Annotated in this window: 17 protein-coding genes and 1 pseudogene; 8 read left to right on the top strand and 10 right to left on the bottom strand. The window is 69.2% G+C overall.

What is annotated here, in order from left to right; all coding sequences use genetic code 11:
- Positions 1 to 48: 48 nt before the first annotated feature.
- On the bottom strand, positions 49 to 2664 hold the full coding sequence (locus tag LI92_RS03250) for an AAA family ATPase (RefSeq protein ID WP_046315850.1): 2616 nt from the start codon (positions 2662 to 2664) through the stop codon (positions 49 to 51).
- The gene (locus LI92_RS03245) at positions 2661 to 3806 is read right to left on the bottom strand and encodes a metallophosphoesterase family protein (protein WP_046315848.1); all 1146 of its coding nucleotides are present in this window, start codon (positions 3804 to 3806) and stop codon (positions 2661 to 2663) included. The genes LI92_RS03250 and LI92_RS03245 overlap by 4 nt, the downstream gene beginning before the upstream one ends.
- 203 nt (positions 3807 to 4009) lie before the next feature.
- Between LI92_RS03245 and LI92_RS03240 the strand changes: the two genes are divergently transcribed.
- A complete protein-coding gene (locus tag LI92_RS03240) occupies positions 4010 to 4510 on the top strand; it encodes a SixA phosphatase family protein (RefSeq protein ID WP_046315846.1) in 501 nt (166 codons plus the stop codon).
- Positions 4511 to 4534: 24 nt separating this feature from the next.
- Here LI92_RS03240 and LI92_RS03235 read toward each other — a convergent pair whose 3' ends face one another.
- From LI92_RS03235 to LI92_RS03225, 3 genes are all read right to left on the bottom strand, one after another.
- Positions 4535 to 5110, bottom strand: a complete 576-nt coding sequence (locus LI92_RS03235; protein WP_192829967.1) for an RES domain-containing protein — start codon at positions 5108 to 5110, stop codon at positions 4535 to 4537.
- Between the two features lie 78 nt (positions 5111 to 5188).
- A complete protein-coding gene (locus tag LI92_RS21790; RefSeq protein WP_052740685.1) occupies positions 5189 to 6022 on the bottom strand; it encodes a hypothetical protein in 834 nt (277 codons plus the stop codon).
- An 81-nt stretch (positions 6023 to 6103) separates the two neighbouring features.
- Positions 6104 to 7279, bottom strand: a complete 1176-nt coding sequence (locus tag LI92_RS03225; protein WP_046315842.1) for an acyl-CoA dehydrogenase family protein — start codon at positions 7277 to 7279, stop codon at positions 6104 to 6106.
- A 135-nt stretch (positions 7280 to 7414) separates the two neighbouring features.
- Between LI92_RS03225 and LI92_RS03220 the strand changes: the two genes are divergently transcribed.
- Positions 7415 to 7921 (top strand): TetR/AcrR family transcriptional regulator, encoded by a 507-nt coding sequence (locus LI92_RS03220; protein ID WP_046315840.1) that lies wholly within the window; start codon positions 7415 to 7417, stop codon positions 7919 to 7921.
- Between the two features lie 20 nt (positions 7922 to 7941).
- Here LI92_RS03220 and LI92_RS03215 read toward each other — a convergent pair whose 3' ends face one another.
- Both LI92_RS03215 and LI92_RS03210 read right to left on the bottom strand, forming a co-directional pair.
- Positions 7942 to 8493, bottom strand: a complete 552-nt coding sequence (locus tag LI92_RS03215) for a DUF3558 domain-containing protein (RefSeq protein ID WP_046315838.1) — start codon at positions 8491 to 8493, stop codon at positions 7942 to 7944.
- The gene (locus LI92_RS03210) at positions 8490 to 9029 is read right to left on the bottom strand and encodes a DUF3558 domain-containing protein (protein WP_046315904.1); all 540 of its coding nucleotides are present in this window, start codon (positions 9027 to 9029) and stop codon (positions 8490 to 8492) included. Before LI92_RS03210 ends, LI92_RS03215 begins: the two co-directional genes overlap by 4 nt.
- 132 nt (positions 9030 to 9161) lie before the next feature.
- Between LI92_RS03210 and LI92_RS03205 the strand changes: the two genes are divergently transcribed.
- The gene (locus LI92_RS03205) at positions 9162 to 10910 is read left to right on the top strand and encodes an ABC transporter ATP-binding protein (RefSeq protein WP_046315836.1); all 1749 of its coding nucleotides are present in this window, start codon (positions 9162 to 9164) and stop codon (positions 10908 to 10910) included.
- Positions 10907 to 12808 carry an ABC transporter ATP-binding protein gene (locus LI92_RS03200; protein ID WP_046315834.1) on the top strand — a complete coding sequence of 634 codons (1902 nt, stop codon included), beginning with the start codon at positions 10907 to 10909 and terminating at the stop codon, positions 12806 to 12808. Before LI92_RS03205 ends, LI92_RS03200 begins: the two co-directional genes overlap by 4 nt.
- Positions 12809 to 12814: 6 nt before the next feature.
- On the opposite strand, the pseudogene LI92_RS03195 reads toward LI92_RS03200, so the two are convergent.
- From LI92_RS03195 to LI92_RS03185, 3 genes and pseudogenes are all read right to left on the bottom strand, one after another.
- Positions 12815 to 14181, bottom strand: a pseudogene (locus tag LI92_RS03195) (HNH endonuclease signature motif containing protein).
- Between the two features lie 292 nt (positions 14182 to 14473).
- Positions 14474 to 15454 (bottom strand): Acg family FMN-binding oxidoreductase, encoded by a 981-nt coding sequence (locus tag LI92_RS03190; protein ID WP_046315832.1) that lies wholly within the window; start codon positions 15452 to 15454, stop codon positions 14474 to 14476.
- 91 nt (positions 15455 to 15545) lie between these two features.
- On the bottom strand, positions 15546 to 16658 hold the full coding sequence (locus tag LI92_RS03185) for an adenylate/guanylate cyclase domain-containing protein (protein WP_046315831.1): 1113 nt from the start codon (positions 16656 to 16658) through the stop codon (positions 15546 to 15548).
- Between the two features lie 53 nt (positions 16659 to 16711).
- Here LI92_RS03185 and LI92_RS03180 point away from each other — a divergent pair, with 53 nt between their 5' ends.
- The 4 genes from LI92_RS03180 to LI92_RS23645 all read left to right on the top strand — a co-directional run.
- The gene (locus LI92_RS03180; RefSeq protein WP_502691388.1) at positions 16712 to 17845 is read left to right on the top strand and encodes a MalY/PatB family protein; all 1134 of its coding nucleotides are present in this window, start codon (positions 16712 to 16714) and stop codon (positions 17843 to 17845) included.
- Positions 17846 to 17863: 18 nt separating this feature from the next.
- Positions 17864 to 18301, top strand: coding sequence for an HIT family protein (locus tag LI92_RS03175; RefSeq protein WP_046315902.1), 438 nt, complete (start codon positions 17864 to 17866; stop codon positions 18299 to 18301).
- A 4-nt stretch (positions 18302 to 18305) separates the two neighbouring features.
- Complete coding sequence (locus LI92_RS03170) at positions 18306 to 18761, top strand: nitroreductase family deazaflavin-dependent oxidoreductase (RefSeq protein ID WP_046315900.1); 456 nt, start codon at positions 18306 to 18308, stop codon at positions 18759 to 18761.
- A 71-nt stretch (positions 18762 to 18832) separates the two neighbouring features.
- Positions 18833 to 19617: PGRS repeat-containing protein (locus LI92_RS23645; protein ID WP_353585439.1), on the top strand; the 785-nt coding region annotated here is incomplete at its 3' end.

The raw sequence follows: 19617 nt of genomic DNA, 5'->3' as shown, positions 1-19617 counted from the left end.
TTCCGCCAGTCCTGCGGTCTGGTTACACGTTCGGCGCAAGGGACGCGGTCAGGCGGTCAGGTCGATGCGGTGGGCACCGGTCACGCTGCGGTAGCGGTCCGGGCTGCACGTCAACACGATCACCTGACCGTGTGAGCCGACCGCGTCGAACACCGCACCCATCTTGTCCAGGCGATCCGGGTCGGTGAAGCCGAGCGCGTCGTCGATCACCACCGGGACGCTGTCCTCCTTGGCCACCAGTACCGCCCCGGCCAGCCGGGTCAGGATGCCCAGCTGTTCCTTCGCGCCGCCGGACAGCGACTCGTACGGCACGGTGCGGCCCCGCAGCGTGCGGGCGCAGATCTTCAGGTCGGTGTCGATGTCGACTTCGAAGTCGGAGCCGAAGACATGCGCGCCCAGCCGCTGAATCTCGGCGCGGAACGGCTCGACGTAGCGCCGGCGGGTGTCGTCTCGGTGGCGGAAGACGGTCGAACGCAGCAGCTGGGCGGCCCGCGCCCGGCGCCCGATCCGATCATGTTCGGCCGCGGCGTGTTCGCGGGCGGTCTGCGCGGCGTCGAGCTGGCCCCGCCGGCCCTGGGTGCCGAACACGGCGAGTTCGATCTCCACCTCGTGCAGGGCGCGGGCGGTCTCGGTGTGCCGGGCACGCAGGTCGTCCGCCGCGGTCTGCGCGGCCGCGAGTTCAGCCTCCACCGTGCCGGGCTCGGCAGCGCCGAGCTGGTCGGACAGCTCGGTGACGCGTTGCTCGGCGGTGCGCAACGCCTGAGTGTGCACCTCGGCGGCGGCGGTGAGCTCGGCGTCGCCGAGGGTGGCCCGCTGCGCGGCGAGGCGTTGGCTGGTGTTCTCCAGCTCGGCGCGCTGGTTGGCCACCTTGTCGCGCAGCAGCGTCAGCCGCGTGGTGGCCTCCGCACACCGGGCAGCGGCGTCTTGGGCCGCCCGGCGCAGGCCCTCGCAGTCGGCGTCAGCCTGCGCCCGCAGTGCTTCGGCCGCGTCACGATCGGCACGGACCTGCTCCGGTGTGAGTCCGGCGCCCGCCTCGCCGTGCTCGGCGCGCAGCCGGGTCAGCCGCTGACGCAGCTCCTCGATGTCGTCGTCACCGCGCAACGCCGCCAGCGCGGCGCTGAGCTGGTCGCGGTTGCCTTCCAGTTCGCGGCGCCGCTGGTCGGCCTGACGCGCCTGCTCCGGCTCATCCACACCTGCGGCTGCCAGGGCCGCGGCCAGCTCGGTACGTGCCGCGTCATGGGCGGCGCCGGCCTCGCGTGCACTGTCGCCGGGCCGCACCCGCACGGTCAACACACCGGGCACGCCGACCTCCAGGGCGTCGGTCACCGTGCCGCACCAGCTCTGGCCGGCGGGCAGCGCGGTGTGCTCACCGCCGATCAGCAGCTCGACGTCGGCGGCCGCGGTCAGTTCCAGAGTCGCCGAGATCGCGGCCAGCGAGGCGCCGGTACGGTCGCACGCAGCGGACGCCGCTTCGATGCGGCGCAGGATCGGCTCGGTCACGACGATCTGCGCCAGCTCTTCGGCGATCGGGGCGAGCTGTGCCGCGGTGGCGTCGATCCGGGCGAGCCGGTCGGCGAGCCGGTCGGCCTCCTCGCGCGCCGCGAGTTGGTCGGCGGTGCGGCGGGCCGATGCGACACATTCGGCGGCAACCGCCACGGCGTGCGCGGCCTCCGCCGCGGCGGCCTGGGCCTTGGCGGCCTCGACTTGGGCGGTGGCGTGGGCTTGGGCGGCGTCGTCGATCTCGGCGTCCAGCAGGCCGATTGCCGCAGCCCGCGCTTCGAGTTCGTCGCGCTGTCGCTGCCGTTCGGCCATGGCGGTGTCGGTGGCGGTACAGGTCGCTTGAGCCGCGGTGGCCACCAGCTGCGCATCGTGGAGCCGGGCACGCAAGTCGGCGATGGTTTCGGCGGCGGCCCGCGCCGTGGCGTGCCGGGCATCCGCGGCGGACTGCTCGGCGGTCAGCCCGGCCAACTGCTCGGACAGCGCGGCGTGCCGGTGGACCCGGTCGTCGACTTCGGCGAGCAGCTCGGCGCACCGCGCCACCTCGGTGTCGGCGTCGGCCAGCGCGGCGATGGCGCCGGCCCACTCCCCGGTGGGACGCCCGGTCGCGGTGAAGTAGCGGGCGTACTCGGCCTCGATCCGCTCGATGAGCAGCGGCTCGGCGCCGCTGAGGGTGGCGGTGTCGCCGGCGGCGACGTCCAGCGCGCGAGACAGCGCATCGCAACCCGACAAATCGACCGCGGCCGTGGAAGACGCCTGCAACACCCGCTGGGCCTGCCACAGGCCGGTGTCCATGGTCTCGGCCAGCATGGCGCGTACCCGGTCATGCGCCTCGTCGCCGGTGAGCTGCTCGCGCCGCGGCTCAAGGATGGTCAGTTGGGTCTGCGGCGCCTTGTGGAACCGCTTGTGATAGACGAACCGGTAAGGCCCAGTGCTGATTTCGGCGGTGACTTCGGCACCGACGTCGGCGTGGGTCGGCTTGACCTGTTTGACGTCCTTCTTGGCGGAGCGATCTTTGGCCTCCAGCAACAGGTCCAGCGCCTCGATCATCGAGGACTTGCCGATCTCGTTGGCGCCGGACACCACCACCACACCCTGGTCGGGAAAATCGACCTCCCGATGTGCCACGCCGCGATAGTTGTTCAGGACCAGCCGGTGCAGTCTCATGCCACGCCCCGGTCGACCAGGCGCAGCAACAGCGCCAACGCGGCATGGGCATCGTCGGCGGCCCCGGTGTCGCTGCCACGGGCGGCGGCGACCAGTTCCTCGACCGCGTCGGCGGCGAACCCGCCGATCCCCAGGTCGGAGAATTCGCCGTCGGCGGGCACCACCACCAGGTGGGTATGCCGCTTCCAGGTACCCAGCCAGGCGAACAGGCGCGAGTACCGGTCCAGGCAGGCATCGAGAGCAGCCCGGTCGGTGACGCTGAGCGACCCCGTCAATGCCAGCTGGACGACCGTGCGCTCCTTGTCCGGCAGCTGGTCGAGGTTGATGTCGAGGTCGGTGACGTCGCGCCCGGTGTCGAGTTGGCGGTGCAGTGTCAGAAACCGCCACCGGCCGACGTGGCGGGAGTCGACATGCACGCTGCCGTCCGCCTCGTCGATGTCGACCACCAGCACATGACCGGGATCGGATTCGATGTCGTCGAAATTGGTGACTTCCGGAGAACCGGAGTACCAGATTCGGCCCGTTGTTCCCACCTGGGTGCGGGAGTGCTTGTCCCCCAACGCTACGTAGTGGATGGCGCCGCGCGACAGGGCGTCCTGCAGGCCCGCCAGCCCGATCAGCGCCGGATTGCCGGGATCGGGATCCAGGGCGTCGACGCCACCGTGGGCGACCAGGATCCGGATGGTGCCGTCCGCGTCAAGCCCCTCAAGTACGGCAGCGGTCAGGTCGGTGGTCGGACGCTTGGATCGCCATGGTGCAGCGACGATCTCCAGGCCGGGGCGCACTTGGTGCACGCCGGCGGTGTCCAGGACGGTCACGTTGTCGGGGCACTCGGCGGTGAACAAAGCGCTGGTGTAGACCGACGCGGCATCGAGTGGATCGTGGTTTCCCGGCAGCAGGTAGACCGGTATCCCGATGGTGCGCATGGCCTCCAGCGACTGACTGATGACCTCGGGAGCCAGCTGGTTGTCCTCGAACACGTCGCCGGCGACGACCACGAACTCCGCGCCGGCCTGCGCTGCCAGCGCCCCCAGTCCCGACACCGCGTCTCGACGGGCGGCCGAGTAGCGGGGCTGAGCGTCGCCGGCAAGAAAGTGCCGGGTCATGCCGAGCTGCCAATCGGCGGTGTGCACGAAGCGCATGTCGGTTTCTCGTCCCTTCCCCGTCGGCCAGGCATCGCGAGTGTATGGCCGCGCACCGACAAGCCCGCGGACCCCGACCGGCAGGTCCGGCGACCCACTTCGCGACGCAACCTCGTGCGTCACACCTGGCACTTCAGTCACCGCGGCGCAACACTCGGACGGCTGCGGAATCGGTCGCCGAGGCGCCCCCTACCCTGGATCGGGTGAGCGCCCACCGCACCCTGATCCTGCTGCGGCACGCCAAGTCGGACTATCCGCCCGGAGCGCCCGACCACGAGCGCCCGCTCGCACCCCGGGGAGTCCGGGAGGCCGGCTTGGCCGGGGACTGGCTGCGGGCCCACGCGCCGGCCGTCGATGCGGTGCTGTGTTCGACCGCCACGCGCACCCGGCAGACCTACGACCGGACCGGATTGGGCGCACCGGTGCGCTACGTCGACGACCTCTACGACGCCACCCCCGGAACCGTGATCGCGACCATCAACACCGTCGCCGACGACGTCGGAACCCTACTGGTCGTCGGCCATGAGCCGGCCATGTCGAGGGTCGCGCTCGGACTGGCCGGCCCCGGCACCGATGCCGCGGTGGCCCAGCGGGTCTCGGAGAAATACCCGACGTCGGGCATCGCCGTTCTCCAGGTCGGCGGCAGCTGGGCGGACGTACAGCTGCGGTCGGCCACGCTGGTGGACTTTCACGTGCCGCGGTAGCGCCGCGGATTCCCACCGCCACAGTCAGTTCGGCAGCTTGCCGGAGTACTGCAGCTCGAACTCCGCGTGGAGGATGCCGAGGACCAAATCTCTGCCCTTCTCATCGAAGAAGATGTCCACCTCGTCGATGAGCGTCAGAACCGGCGCGGGCCCAACTCGGGTGATGAGCATCAGTGACGTCAACTTGTCATGGTTGCGACAGCGGCACCGCATGCCGAACGCGGGCTTGGTCTTGAGCAGGATCTTGGTGCCGGTCTCGCGGGTCTGCGAATACCGGCTGACACCGCCGCACAGCAGCGCGGTATCCAGGTTGAGTTTGGTGGCGCCAGAGCCGTATACCGATGCCAAGGTGACATCGCTGCCGAGACGCAGCCGGACGAGTTTCTTGTTGACCAGCCAGGGTCGACGCACCACTCCCTGCTTGGAGATCGTCTGGTTGCGCAAGACACCCTCGGCGACCGCGCCGGCCAGTGTGTCGGCGACGTAGATGTATCCGCCGAGCCTGGGGTCGGCAGGCTCAAAGCGACCTTGCTTGGGATGGCCCAGTTTTCGTGGGTTCATGTTGAAGGAATTGGCCGGGTAGGACGCGTTGGCGGCCATGATGCGGTAGAGCACAGTCCCTTGGGGGACGACTTCGACATCGGCAGGGCGTCCGTTATACCGATTGGTCGGCATCGGTCATTCCATGCCCTGTTGACCTAGCTGGATAGCGAGGTCGACCCGCTCCTCCGTCAGCTCACCGCTTTCGAGCATGTCGACCGGACGCCGATCGTCGAGGCCCTCGTCCTCGCTGTACCACCAGTCCAACGTCCCCCAGGGGTCTGCGTCGCATTCCAGCAGACGGTTCGCGTAGGCGACAACGGGGCGAATCTGCTGGCGCGCCGGGTCGATCTGGAATTTCGGATACCGATATTGATTGCCGATCTTGACGCCCAGCAGTTCGTGTGCGCGGCGCCGGTCCTGCGCGATCGACCGATGCGGTTTACCGCTTGGCGACAATATGGCGCTGACGGCCCCCGGACTGTAGGTCTCATCCGGTGCGAACGGCAGAGTGTATTCCAGCTCTCCGGTGGCCGTCGTCAGGGTCACCCGTTCCCGCTGTGAAAACGCCGTTGCTGCTTCGATTTTGCGGAGGATGCCCTGCTGCTCCTCGACGACGGCGGCGAGCTGGTTAAGGAGTTCGACCGGTACCGGCGCGGCCTGTTCCCCGCTCACCGCACCGGGCTGCTCGACCGCTTCTTCGTGCACCGCGTCAGCCTGCTCGAGGGCGAGGCCCCGCAGCCTGACCACCAGGGCACCGTCCTCCATCTCGACAGCCACATCGCCTGCCTCATCGACCCCGGGCGGCAGTTCGAGCCGCAACACAGCTTCGCCGGCTTGTTCAGGGGCCTCGGTGCCGAGCCGTCGAGCCGGGCCGAACACGATCCGCCACTCTTGGGGCGCAACGTTCTGCAGCCCACTGCCGGGAGTGTGGGCTGCACCGGAAACCGACTCCACCACCGCCTCCTCCACTACCGCGGAACCTTCAGCCGATACTACGCTCACTACGTGCTGGACGCTAGACGTAGTAATCGTAGGTTTCCGGCGGCGGCGTCAGATCATCGCCCGCAACGCCGGCGACGGCTCGACACCCATGGCCGTCAGTGCGCTGGAGTGATAGATGGTCCCCGGGGTCTGGATGGCGTGCCCCAGGCCGACGTGGGCGTCACGCCAGAACCGCTGTAACGGGTTGTTCCGGCGCGCGGCGTTGCCTCCGGAGCGGGCGAAGATCGCGTCCGCGGCGGCCACCGCCCGCCAAGCACAGCGAATTTGGTTGCGCCGCACCAGCGAACGGTCCTCAAAGCTGATCTCGCGCCCGGCGTCGGCGAGGTCGTACATTCGACTGATGCCGTCGAGGAGCTGCAACCGCGAGGCCGCGATCTCCGCGGCGGCCTCCGAGATCGCGTACAGCACGTACGGGTCGTCTTTGATCTTGGTGCCGGTGGCGGCCACCCGGTCGCGCTGATAGTCCAGGTGCGCCGCCAGCGCGCCCTCGGTGATCCCGATGAGCGCCGCGGTGATCCCGAGCGGGAACATCGTCCAGAACGGCAGCTTGTAGAGCGTCTCGGTGCGTCCGGCCGCCTCGGCGGCGGGGGCGCCTGAGGCGACGTGCTCGAAGTCGATGGTGCGGTAGCCGGGAATGAACGCACCGTCGACGATGATGTCTTTGCTGCCGGTTCCCGACAGGCCGATCACGTCCCAGGAGTCCTCGACGATCGTGTAGTCGGCGCGCGGCAGGACGACGTGCAGCACCCGCGGAGGCACACCGTCGGCGCCACCGACCCGTGCGCCCAGGAAGATCCAGTCGCAGTGATCGGTGCCCGAGGAGAAGTTCCACCGGCCGCTCAACCGATAGCCGCCGTCGACGGGAGTCGCGACGCCTTGCGCGGCATACGGGGAGGCGATCCAGGTGTCGGGATCATCGGCCCAGATCTCGGCCTGCAGCCGGCGGTCCATCAGCGCCATCTCCCAGGGGTGCACTCCCCCGACGCCGCACACCCAGCCGGTGGAGCCGCAGTGCTTCGCCACCGCCATGACCGTCTCGGCGAAATCGCGTGGGTGGGCGGCATAGCCGCCGAAGTCCGTGGGCTGCAGCATCCGCATCACGCCGGCTTCGCGGATCAGCGACACCGACTGATCGGAGAGCTTGCCCAGCCGCTCACTGTCGTCGGCGGTGGCCGCCAGCCGGGCGGCGATCTTCTCGACGCGTTCGAGGACTTCGTGGGCCATGACCGGCACCTCCCTGCTCCAGGCCCCACCGCGGGGCCGTCCTGGTTCGGTACCGTACCCTCGATTTGACCATTTGGTCAATCCATTCGGTCAAACCATTTGTGCAAAGGCGGCGGCCCTGGCTAACCTGCACTGATGGGCAACCGTGAGGATCTGCTGGAGGGCGCCAAGCGCTGCCTCGTGGAACGGGGCTGGGCGAATACCACGGTGCGCGACATCGCCGCGGCAGCCGGGGTCAGCCACGCCGCCATCGGCTATCACTTCGGCAGCCGCGAGAAGCTGCTGGTGCAGGCGCTGCTGGAGGAGCTCGACGAACTCGACGCCCGGATAGCCTCGGGCGGCGACTCGACGGCAGCACGGGACCGCTGGCAGGCGGTGCTCGAGTCCTTCGCCACCGACAAGGCGCTGTGGACATCGCATCTGGAAGCGATCGTGCAGGCTCAGCGCAACGACGAACTCCGTGCCCGCCTGGCCGAAGGCCAGCATCGCGCGCGCACCGAGATGGGCGGATCAGTCGCGCTGGCCGTCGTCCTGGGCCTGATGATCCAGTCCCTCATCGACCCCGACAGCGCGCCGACGGCGGCAGAGGCAATCGACGAGCTGCGGCAGATGTCAACCGGGGGCAAGGACGGCGCACACTAGCCCGCCGCGCAGCCCTCGACTCAGGAGTTCGTCGCGAGCGTGAGCTCCATCAGCTTCAGGGCCTGCTCACACGCGTCGATCCCGGGTGCCTGCGGGTTGACCCACCACCCGACCACTCCGGCGGCGTCACTGGCGACCCCGCACGAGCCGTTGGGGTCGGACGGACGCATCACGATCGACGGAACGCCCACAATGGACTTGGTCTCGATCTGGTACTTGAGGAACTCGGCGACCTTGCGCTCGTTGTCCAGGCTCCCCTGCTCGAACCAGAACCGGGTGATGTCGATCAGCCCGGCCGGGTTGGCCGCCTGCCAACGGCAGATCGCGCCCACGAACGTGCTCTGGATGTCCAGCGGGTCGGCGCCCACGGTCTTGGCCAGGATGTCGGTGGTCAGCACCTCGCACTCCTTGAGCAGGTTCGGGTACTGCCGCTCGGAGTTGTTGTTGCGCTTGGTGTCGCCTGAGCCGGCCTTGACCGCCGTCCCGCCCACCTCACGGGAGCAGGCGGTCGGTGCGACCAGCACCGCCAGCGCAGCCAGCGCCCCTACCGCTGCACGGGCCCGGCGGTTCATTTGGCGTTCGCAATCGACTGGCGCGTCAACTCTTTGGCGACGTCGCAGGGATCCGGGAACGGCTTCTGGGCGAAACTGACCGACCACTCGATGAAGTCGTCCTTGAACTGAATCCCGACCTCGCACAGGTTGTCGCCCATCGTCGGGGCGGTGCCGATCGCGATGAAACCGCTGTGACCGTCGATATTGATGTCCTCCACCGACGTGCGCGACACCTCCTCGGTTTTCCGCTCACGACCGATGGGGCTGCCGCGATACCAGGAGAACGAGAAGTGCGGGCCCATGATCCCGCCGCGCAGCAGCCACTGGCAGCCGACCGAGTTCTGGGCGGTGCTGACCAGGCCGGCCACCCGCGTGAGGTTGGTCATGGTCTCGTCGCTGACTCCCCCGCACAGCGGGAACGAGGGGCCGTGAGTGCCCTGCTCAGGCGCCGAAGACGAAGTCTGGCTGCCGGACTGGGCTTCAGTCGAGTCGGCATCGGAACATCCGCCGAGCATCGGAATCAGGGCAGCGGCCGCCAGGGCCGGGACCGTCATTGTGAGCCGCACACGATGCACTGTAGCGGCACCGCCGCCCGTCAACCACGACACCGCGGTGACCAGTCGGTTTGTGTCGCCGGCTGTCGCCGCAGCAACACCGGCCACCCGCGGGTGTGCGACAGTAACCCCATGCTTCTGGCGCTGCTGCGCTGCTACATCAGGCCCTACCGCCGGCCGATCGCGGCGGTGATGGCACTGCAACTGATCAGCACGCTGGCCTCGCTGTACCTGCCGACCCTCAACGCCACGATCATCGACGACGGCGTGGTCCGCGGTGACACCGCCGTCATCACCCGGCTGGGCGCGGTGATGCTGGGGGTCACCGGGTTGCAGATGCTGTGTGCCGTCGCCGCGGTCTACTTCGGCGCCCGTACCGGCGCCGGCTTCGGACGCGACCTGCGCCGAGCGGTGTTCACCCGGGTGATCGGGTTCTCCGAACGCGAGACCAGCCGGTTCGGGACGCCGACCCTGCTGACCCGCACCACCAACGACGTCCGCCAGATCCAGCTGGTCGTGCAGCTGAGCGCCACCACGCTGGTCGCCGCCCCGATCATGAGCATCGGCGGGGTGATCATGGCGATACACCAGGATGCCGGCCTGGCCTGGCTGCTGGCGGTGAGCGTGCCGGTGCTGGCGCTGGCCAACTACCTGATCGTCTCGCGGATGCTGCCGCTGTTCCGCCGCATGCAGATGCTCATCGACAACATCAACCGCGTGCTGCGCGACCAGCTCACCGGAATCCGGGTGATCCGCGCATTCGCCCGTGAAGCCGCCGAACGCCAGCGGTTCGCCCAGGCCAACACCGCCTTATCGGAAGCCTCGCTGACGGTGGGCAACCTGCAGGTGTTGATGCTGCCGGTCACCACGCTGATCATCAACACGTCCAGCGTCGCCCTGATCTGGTTCGGAGCCCTGCGCATCGACGCCGGCCAGATGCAGGTCGGCTCGCTCATCGCCTTCCTGTCCTATTTCATGCAGATCCTGATGGCCGTGCTGATGGCCACCATGGTGCTGGCGATCCTGCCCCGCGCTTCGGTCTGCGCCGAGCGGATCACCGAAGTGCTGTCCACCGAGCCGACCATCACCGCCCCGGAGACCCCGGTCGCCCCGGCGGCCGTCACCGGCGAGATCAGGCTCGAGCGTGTCGGCTACCGCTATCCCGGCGCTGATCGCTCGGTGCTGCACGACGTGTCGTTCACCGCGCTGCCCGGCACCACCACCGCGGTGGTCGGCTCCACCGGATCGGGCAAGTCGACCCTGGTGTCGCTGATCTGCCGGCTGCGTGACGTCACCGACGGCGCGGTGCTCATCGACGGCGTGGATGTGCGCGAGCGCGACCCCGAGGCCCTGTGGTCGGAGATCGGGCTGGTGCCCCAGCGCAGCCACCTGTTCTCCGGCACGGTCGCCGACAACCTGCGCTACGGCGCCCCGGCCGGGGTGACCGTCAGCGACGAGCAGATGTGGGAGGCGCTGCGGGTGGCCGCCGCCGACGACTTCGTGGCGGCGCACCGCGACGGTCTGGCGATGCCGGTGGCCCAGGGCGGGATTAATCTGTCCGGCGGGCAGCGTCAGCGACTGGCGATCGCCCGGGCGGTGATCCGGCGCCCCCCGATCTACCTGTTCGACGACGCGTTCTCGGCGCTGGACACCCGCACCGACGCCGCCGTGCGCACGGCCTTGCGGGAGGTGGCCGCCGAAGCGACGGTGATCATCGTGGCCCAGCGGATCTCGACCGTCATCGAGGCCGATCACGTGATCGTCATCGACGACGGCCGCGTGGTCGGTGCGGGCACCCACCACGAGCTGCTTGCCGACTGCCCCACCTACGCCGAGTTCGCCGAGTCGCAGTCGGTGACCGCCGGGATCGGTGGCTCGTGACTACACCGGCAACAGATCCCGCCGATCGGGCCGGGAAGTTCTGGCCGACCGCGCTGCGCCTGGCCCGCCGGATGGGCCCCCAGCGCCGACTGATCGCCGGGGTGATCGGGCTGTCGCTGGCCGGGATCGGCCTCGGCGTGGCCGGGCCGCGCATCCTCGGTCACGCCACCGACCTGGTGTTCAGCGGCATCCTCGGCCGCGGCCTGCCGGCTGGAATCACCAAGCAGCAAGCCGTCGAGGAGGCCCGCGCCGCCGGCCGCGGCAGCTTCGCCGAGATGCTCTCGCGAATGGATGTGGTGCCCGGCGCCGGTGTCGACTTCGCCGCGGTGGCGCGCACCCTGGCACTGGCGATGGCCCTGTATCTGGTTGCGGCGCTGATGGTGTGGGCGCAGGCTCGGCTGCTCAACGTGATCCTGCAGCGCACCATGCGGGCGCTGCGCCGCGATGTCGAGGACAAGCTGCACCGGCTCCCACTGCGCTACTTCGACACCCAGCGGCGCGGGGAGTTGATGAGCCGGGTCACCAACGATGTGGACAACACCGCGACCTCGGTGTCGATGACGGTCAGTCAACTGTTCTCCACGGTGCTGACCGTGCTGGTGGTGCTGGCGATGATGCTGTCCATCTCGCCGCTACTGGCCGTGATCACCCTGGCCGGTGTGCCGGTGACACTGTTGGCGGTGCGGGCGATCACCCGACGCTCGCAACGGCTCTACGCCGCCCAGTGGGCCGCAACCGGCCGGCTGGGCGCCCACCTGGAGGAGACCTACAGCGGCTTCACCCTGGTGCGGACCTTCGGTCATCGCGACTGGGCACAGCAGCGGTTCGACGAGTGCAACGACGCGTTGTACCGGGCCGGGTTCGGCGCGCAGTTCCTCTCCGGGCTGATCGCGCCGGTGACCGGGCTGATCGCCAACCTCGGCTACGTCGCGGTCGCGGTGATCGGCGGCTTCCAGGTGGCCACCGGGCAGATCACGCTCGGCAGTGTCCAGGCCTTCATCGCCTATGTGCGCCAGTTCAATCAGCCGCTGGGCAACCTGGCCGCGCTGTTCAACGCCCTGCAGTCCGGAGCCGCCAGCGCCGAGCGGGTGTTCGCCTTCCTCGACGAACCCGAAGAGCCTCCTGCACCGCCGGTCCCGCTGTGGCGCCCGGGCTCCGAACCGCGCGACGCGAGCCCGCGCGGCCGGGTGGAGTTCCGCGACGTCAGCTTCAGCTACCGGCCCGGCATGCCGGTGATCGAGGACCTGTCACTGAGCGTGGCGCCCGGCAGCACGGTCGCGATCGTCGGCCCGACCGGCGCCGGCAAGACCACCCTGGTCAATCTGCTGATGCGGTTCTACGACGTGGACCGCGGCCAGATCCTCATCGATGGCGTGGACATCACAGCCGTGGATCGCTGCGCGTTGCGCTCATCGATCGGAATGGTGCTGCAGGACACCTGGCTGTTCACCGGGACGATTGCCGACAACATCGGCTACGGGGGGCCCGGCGCCACCGACGAGGAGATCATCGAGGCAGCCCGGGCAGCGCATGTGGACCCGTTCGTCCGTGCCCTGCCGCACGGCTACCGCACCCGGGTCGACGACGACGGCGGGGCCATCAGCGCCGGCGAGAAGCAGTTGATCACGATCGCCCGGGCATTTCTGGCCCGGCCGCAACTGCTGATCCTCGACGAGGCCACCAGTTCGGTGGACACCCGCACCGAACTGCTGATCCAGCGCGCGATGCGCGAACTTCGCCGGGGCCGAACCAGTTTCATCATCGCCCACCGACTCTCCACGATCCGCGACGCCGACCTGATCCTGGTGATGCAGTCCGGACGGATCGTCGAGCAGGGCACCCACGCCGAATTGCTGGCCCGGCGCAGCGCTTACTGGGCGATGGCCGAGCGCAGCTGAGCGGACTTACGGGACCTCGTCGTCGCTGTTGTGGTCCTGTAGCAGTTTTTCGGGGTGGTGGTAGTGGTTGGTCCGGGGTTGGCCGCGATCCAGGTGCGGTGGGGGCAGGGTTTGGGTGGTGCCGTCGTGGCGTTTGCGGGTTTTCCAGCCGCCTGAGGTGATGAGTTGGTGGTGGGGGCCGCAGCGCAGGCTGAGTTCGTCGATGTGGGTGCGGCCGGTGCTGGCGTAGTCGGTGTCGTGGTGGGCTTCGCAGAGGTAGCCCGGTACCGGGCAGCCCGGGTGGGAACAGCCGCGCTCTTTGGCGTGCAACACGATGCGCTGGCCCGGTGTGGCCAGGCGTTTGGTGTGAAACAGCCCGAGTTCTTGGGCGCCTTGGTAGATGCGCAGGTAGTAGTGGGCGTGCGAGGCCATGGCGATGACGTCGGACATGGGCAGCCAGGTGCCGCCGCCGGTATGGGCTTTGCCGGTGCCGGCTTCCAGGTCGGTCAGGCTGGTGGAGACGATGAGGGTGGCCGGCAGGCCGTTGTGTTGGCCTAATTCCCCGGAGGCGAGCAGGGCTCGGCCCATGGCGGTCAGGGCGTCGTGGTTGCGCTGGGCGGCGCTGCGGGTGTCGGCGTCGATGGAAGCTTGGCTGGGGGTGCCGCTGGTGCAAGGGGCCGGATCGGCGGGGTTGCACATGCCCGGTGCGGCCCAGCGGGCCAGGACGGCGTCGAGGGTGGCGCGGGCCTGGGGTCGAGGTGGCCGGTGATGGGGCTCATGCCGTCGCGGTCTTGGGACCCGAGGGTCAGCCCGCGGCGGCGGGCCCGCTGCTCGTCGGTGTGGTTGCCGTCGGGGTGCAGGTAGTCGGCGAGGCGTTGGGCGAGTTTGGTCAGTTCCTCGGGCCGGTAGGCGGTGGCCAGCTCGGTGAGGTGGCGTTCGGCCTGGGTCAGGGTTCCGGAATCGATGGTGTCGGGCAGGTAGGCGAAGAAGGACCGGATCACCGCGATGTGGGCTGCCCCGATGGTGCCGGCGCGTTGGGCAGCGGCCACTGCCGGTCGTTGAGGGTCCAGGGGTTGGCCGGTCAGGGTGCGCCGGACTCCGAGTTCGGCGGCTTCGGTGATGCGGCGGCCGGCCTCGCCGCGGCCGATGTGCAGTTCGTCGGCGAGCACCCAGCGGGGTTTGCCACCGAGTTCGGCGGGCTCGGTGGCGGCCACCCGGTTGACCATCGGGTGTTCCAGGGCGGGCAGCCTGCGCCGCAGCCGTTCGCAGCGCTGCAGCAGCGCCAGGCATTCCCGCGGGGTCAGCGCATCGAAGTCCAGGTCCAGCGCCCGGTCGAGCTGCTCCGAGAGCGCGTCGAAGGCTTCGACTATCTCCCCGCGATTACCCGAACGCATGTTCTAATGATAGCCCGCGCCCCCGACAACCCGCCCGCCGTTCTACACAACCAAAACCACAGTGACACAAGTGAATACAGTGACAAACTGACAGGAAACCGGCCGCCAGCAAACCATTGCCCACCCCGATCAGACGGCGTAGATTCGACGGCGAAGCAGGCTCGGATATGACCGAATCCGAAGAGCTGGACTAGTGGGTGGAAGCCAGCCGCGCGGAAGTGTAGACGCTCCCAAGTCAGTCCGGGCCTGCCCTAGTGCCCGGGCATTCGCCCGTCACAGCTTCCGTTCGCCGTCAAAGCTTCCGTTGCAGCACGTCGCCCAGCGGACGTCGCGGCGTCGGCGCCGGGGGCGTCTCCAGTGCCGGCGCCGCACCGATGCGAACCAGTACCTGCGGCAGGCCTTCGGCGCCGACCGCTCCCGCGAGCATCGTCCGCGCAGCCGGGACCTCCGTCACGTGGGTCACCGGGCACGTCGCCAACCCGGCCATCGTGGCTTCCAGCAGCACCTGCGAGAGCGCCTCACCGCAGGCCAGCGCGTCTTCCGGTTCGTCGCCGGCGGTTGACAGCAGCACGATCCTGGACTGGTCCTCGCCGACCTGAAGACGGCGCTCCCGGTTGTGGGTCACCGGGAACGCCCGGCCGACGTCCACCCGGTCACTTTCTGCTGCCGATACCAGGGCACTCTGCGGTATGCCGTCGGAAACCTCGAAAGGTGCTGTCCACCAGCCCAGTTCGGCGTGATAGGCCGAGTCGTAGAGGCGCAGCGCCTCGGTGAGCTCGGACGCCTCGGCAAGCGTGGCGCGCGCCTCGGCGTCCAGGACGAACAACCGCACCGGGTCGCCCACTGCGTCGTGGAGCACCGTCTCGAACGGCTCCCAGTTGCCCGGCTCCAGAAAAGGCAGCCGATCGGTACGACGAGCCAGAATCGCACCGGAGCGATAGCGGTCCAGATCGGTGACCGGGCCGTCGGCGGCGGTGAAACCTATCGAGGCCAGGTGTTCCGGCTGCGCGGCATCGGGGAACCGCTCGATATCGGCGGTCCAACCGGCCGCGGCCATGGCAACCCGCAGGTGGTCGAGGACAGCGCCGCAGCTGATCAACGCCTCACGTGCCGACTGGTCGCCGTGCACGGCACGGTTGGGGTCCAGGTACAGATCCAGCCGCCCCGCCTGGGCAACCCAGCGCCACGGTTGACTGTTGTGCAGCGACGGCGCCCGGCACGCCAGCCGCACCGCCTCGGTCAGGACATCCGAGTCCACCGATGTGTTCAGCATCAGCCACCTCCCACAAGATCTGCCGCTTCCAGGCTCTCAGCCCGACCCGTACCGCGCCAGGGGCCGTTGGTCCCCGGTGTGACGGCGCCGGTCAGTGTTCGGTGTTGCCTCGCACCCGAAACAGATTCACCTCGCCCTTGATGCCCTTGAGACGACGCCCGCCGGCAAACGACCACCGGAAGGCCTCGGAGTCGGCCAGCGCGACCCGAACCGGCTCGGCCACCAGCACCGTCCCCGGCCGGGCGGCACCGGTGATTCGGCTGGCGGTGTTCACCGGGCTGCCGAACCAGTCCCCGACCCTGCTGACCGCCTCTCCGGAGGCGATTCCGGCCCGAAGCCGCGGCAGGGTGTCGTCGGCCTGAGCTTCCTCGACCAGCCGCAGCACCGCCTCGACCAGCGGCGCCGGCTCGGGACAGACGAACATCACCGCGTCTCCGATGGTCTTGATGAACCGCACCGGCGGGACGGCGATCTCGCGCCCCAGCACGGCCAGCCGCTCGGCGAGCTCCACCAGTTCCTCGGGCGGAACCATCTCCCCGAGCCGGGTGAACCCGACCAGGTCGGCGAATGCCACGGTGATCTGCCGGGCCCCCGGCAGCGGGGCCCCCGCCACCCGCTCGCCGGCGGTGAGCACGTCGATGTCGAGCTGATGACGCAGCTGCATCATCAGCGTGTCTTCGACGAAGGCGCCCAGCATCGGCGCCAGCCGTCCCACCAGATCGCGGGACCGCTGCGCGACCTGCAGTTCGGTGACCCCCGGTTCGCCGATGGCCGACATCACCGTGAATCGCATGAATTCCGCCGTGTGTGCCAGGCCGTCGGCCAGCACGCGAGCCGTTTGCAGGGCCTGCTCGGCGTCGATACCGGCGTCGATGAAACGGCGCGCGTGCACAGCGATGCTGGCGTCGGCACTCATCTGCACCGGAGCATCCGGATCATCCATCCAGGGCAGTCCGACCGCCCGCTGCAAGCGCTGCAACTGCTCGAGGGTGATCCCACTGGACTCACTGATCTGGCGAGCCGAGACGTACGTGCCGTCATCGCCGATCAGCCGCCGCGACGCCAGCAACATCGGCGAGACACTCCCGCGGATCTCTGCGGCGGTGATGCCCTGCCCCAGCAGCCATTCGATCAGCTCGGCACGCTCGGCCCGCGCGGCGCCCTCCAGCCCCTCCAGCAACTCCTCGATCACAGGATCAACCACGTGGCAAACGTATCTCGCGGCAGACTGTCGGGGGGGCTGAAGTCTTCGACGCGTTGACCCCCGACCGGCTCCGAGCACGCAACACCATCAAGTGGAATCACTTCCCTCCCGACGTGCTGCCGCTGTGGATCGCCGAGATGGACTTCCCCACGGCACCCGCGGTGCTCGACGGGTTGCGCGCCTGCATCGCCGACGAAGAGTTCGGCTATCCGGTGCTGAACTCCGAGACCCTGCCGGTGGCACTCACGCAGTGGTGCCGGCACCGCTACGGCTGGGACGCCCGGCCGGAATGGGTGCGCGTGGTGCCCGACGTCCTCAAGGGCATGGAAGTGGTCATCGAGTTCCTCACCCGACCGCAAAGCCCGGTGGTGCTGCCGGTTCCGGCCTACATGCCGTTCTTCGACCTGCTGACCGTCACCGGACGCCAGCGCATGGAAATCCCCATGCACCAGCAGGCTTCCGGACGTTATGTGATGGACATGGACGCTCTGGACGCGGCGTTCGCCGCCGGGGCGGGTTCGCTGATTCTGTGCAACCCGAACAACCCGCTGGGCACCGCGTTCACCGCCGCCGAGCTCAGCGCCATCGTCGACGTCGCCGCGCGCCACGGCGCCCGGGTGATCGCCGACGAGATACACGCCCCGCTGGTCTACGACCGCCCCCACGTGGCCGCCGCCTCGGTGTCGGCCACCGCCGCAGACACGGTCATCACCCTGATGTCGGCCTCCAAGGGCTGGAACCTGCCCGGCCTGATGTGCGCACAGGTGGTTTTGTCCAACCAGCGCGACGCAGACGCCTGGGACCGGATCAACATGCTGAACACGATGGGTGCGGCCACCGTCGGCATCCGCGCCAACATCGCCGCCTACCAGCACGGCGGCGGATGGCTGGACGGGCTACTGCCCTACCTGCGAGCCAACCGCGACCACCTCAGCCAGGTGCTGCCCGCGGCGATACCCGGGGTGCGGGTCAGCCAGCCGGAGGCCACCTACCTGGCCTGGGTCGATTTCCGGAAACTGGGGCTGCCGGCCGAGCCGGCCGCGATCTTGCTGGCGGATGCGCGGGTGGCACTGAGCCCGGGCATCCCCTTCGGCGGCGGCCCGGGCTTCGCACGGCTGAACTTCGCGACCACCCGAGTCATCCTGGACCGGGCGATCGACGCGATGGCCGGTGCGCTGAAAACCTGACGGGCTAACGTGGCCACCATGTCCTGCGTGTTCTGTGCCGTCGTCGCCGGCGACGCGCCCGCGGTGCGCGTCTTCGAAGACGACGAGTACCTGGCGTTCCTCGACATCCGGCCCTTCACCCGCGGCCACACCCTGGTGGTCCCCAAGCAGCACTTCGTGGATCTGACCGACACCCCGCCCGCCACCCTGGCCGGCATGCTCAAAGTCGGACAACGCATCGGCCAGGCCGCGCGGGCCTCCGGCTTGCACGCCGACGGAAACAATCTCGCGATCAACGACGGCCGGGCAGCCTTCCAGAGTGTCTTTCACATCCACCTGCATGTGGTGCCGCGCCGCAACGGCGACCGGCTGTCCTTCGCCAAAGGCCTGCTGGTGCGCCGCGACAGCGACCGCGAGTGCACCGGGGCGATACTGAGAGCCGCACTGGCCAGCAGCGAGTCGGCACCGTCAGACTGATGTGATGGACCATCTTCCCTGGATCGAAAAGGTGGGCGTCCGCGTCCTCGGCCTGCACGACCTGATCTACCGGCGAAGCAACGGCTGGATCGGCCATAAGCTGCCGGGCCTGCCGCCCAACCTCCTTTTGCACACCGTCGGTGCCAAGACGGGCAAGCCACGCACCACTACCCTTACCTATGCGCGCGACGGCGATGCGTATCTGATCGTCGCGTCGATGGGCGGCGCTCCCCGCTCCCCCGGCTGGTACCACAACCTCAAGGCCCACCCCGAAGTAGCGATCAACGTCGGGCCGAAACGCCTTCGGGCCACCGCCCAGCCGGTGCTGCCCGACGACCCGGACTATGCCCGGCTGTGGCGGATCGTCAACGCCAACAATGCCAATCGTTACGACGGCTACCAGCGCCGGACAAGCCGCCCGATCCCCGTCGTGAAGCTCACCCCGGCGTCCGCTGCTTAATCGGCGTCCTTGCTCCACCCAGACCGTTGTTTCCCTTTGCTCAGGTATCACTCAGCTAGTACGTTGAGGCGATGAGTGGTCCGGGCACGCCGCGAAAGTCCAAATCGGTCCGTCGGCGCCTGGTGGGCGCCGGAGCGGCGGTGGGAACTTTCCTGGGCCTCGGCCTGGCCCCGGTCACCCCGTCGGCACACGCCGACGGCCTGGACTTCGACTGGCTGATCGACTGGTTCACCCCGGACACCGGGGTGGCCGCCGACACCACCACCGCATCCGACTCCGCCGACTGGTTCGACGAGCTGTTCTACGAACCACTGCACGCATCGATGCAGGCCTGGATCACCAGCCCGTTCGGCGAACAGATCAACAACGGCATCAACCAACTCCTGGGCGCCTATGTGATCGGCAACGGCCTGGACGGGACGGCGGAGAACCCCGACGGCGGAGCCGGCGGCCTCTGGTTCGGCGACGGCGGTGACGGCTTCGACCAGATCGAGGCGGGCCTGGTCGGCGGCAACGGCGGGGCGGCCGGAATGTTCGGCGACGGCGGGGCCGGTGGTGACGGCGGGCCCGGCGCTGACGGCGGTATCGGCGGCACCGGCGGCTGGTTCATGGGCAACGGCGGCGCCGGCGGCACCGGCGGTGCAGGCATCGACGACTTGGCCGCGGGCGCCGGCGGCGCCGGCGGCGACGCCATCGCGTGGCTGTTCGGCAACGGCGGCGCCGGCGGCGCGGGCGGCCTCGGTGCTGCCGGAGTGGACGGGGCGGCGGGCTTCAGCGGTGGCACCGGCGGAGCAGGTGGCACCGGCGGCGCGGGCGGAGCCAGTGCGGCGCAGTACGGCGACTGTCTCTTATACAC

Source organism: Mycobacterium sp. UM_Kg1, assembly GCF_000972925.1.
In the GTDB taxonomy this organism is placed as follows: domain Bacteria; phylum Actinomycetota; class Actinomycetes; order Mycobacteriales; family Mycobacteriaceae; genus Mycobacterium; species Mycobacterium hiberniae.
The sequence above is the reverse complement of the archived record's forward strand: the minus strand, read 5'-3'. Positions and strand labels throughout refer to the sequence as shown.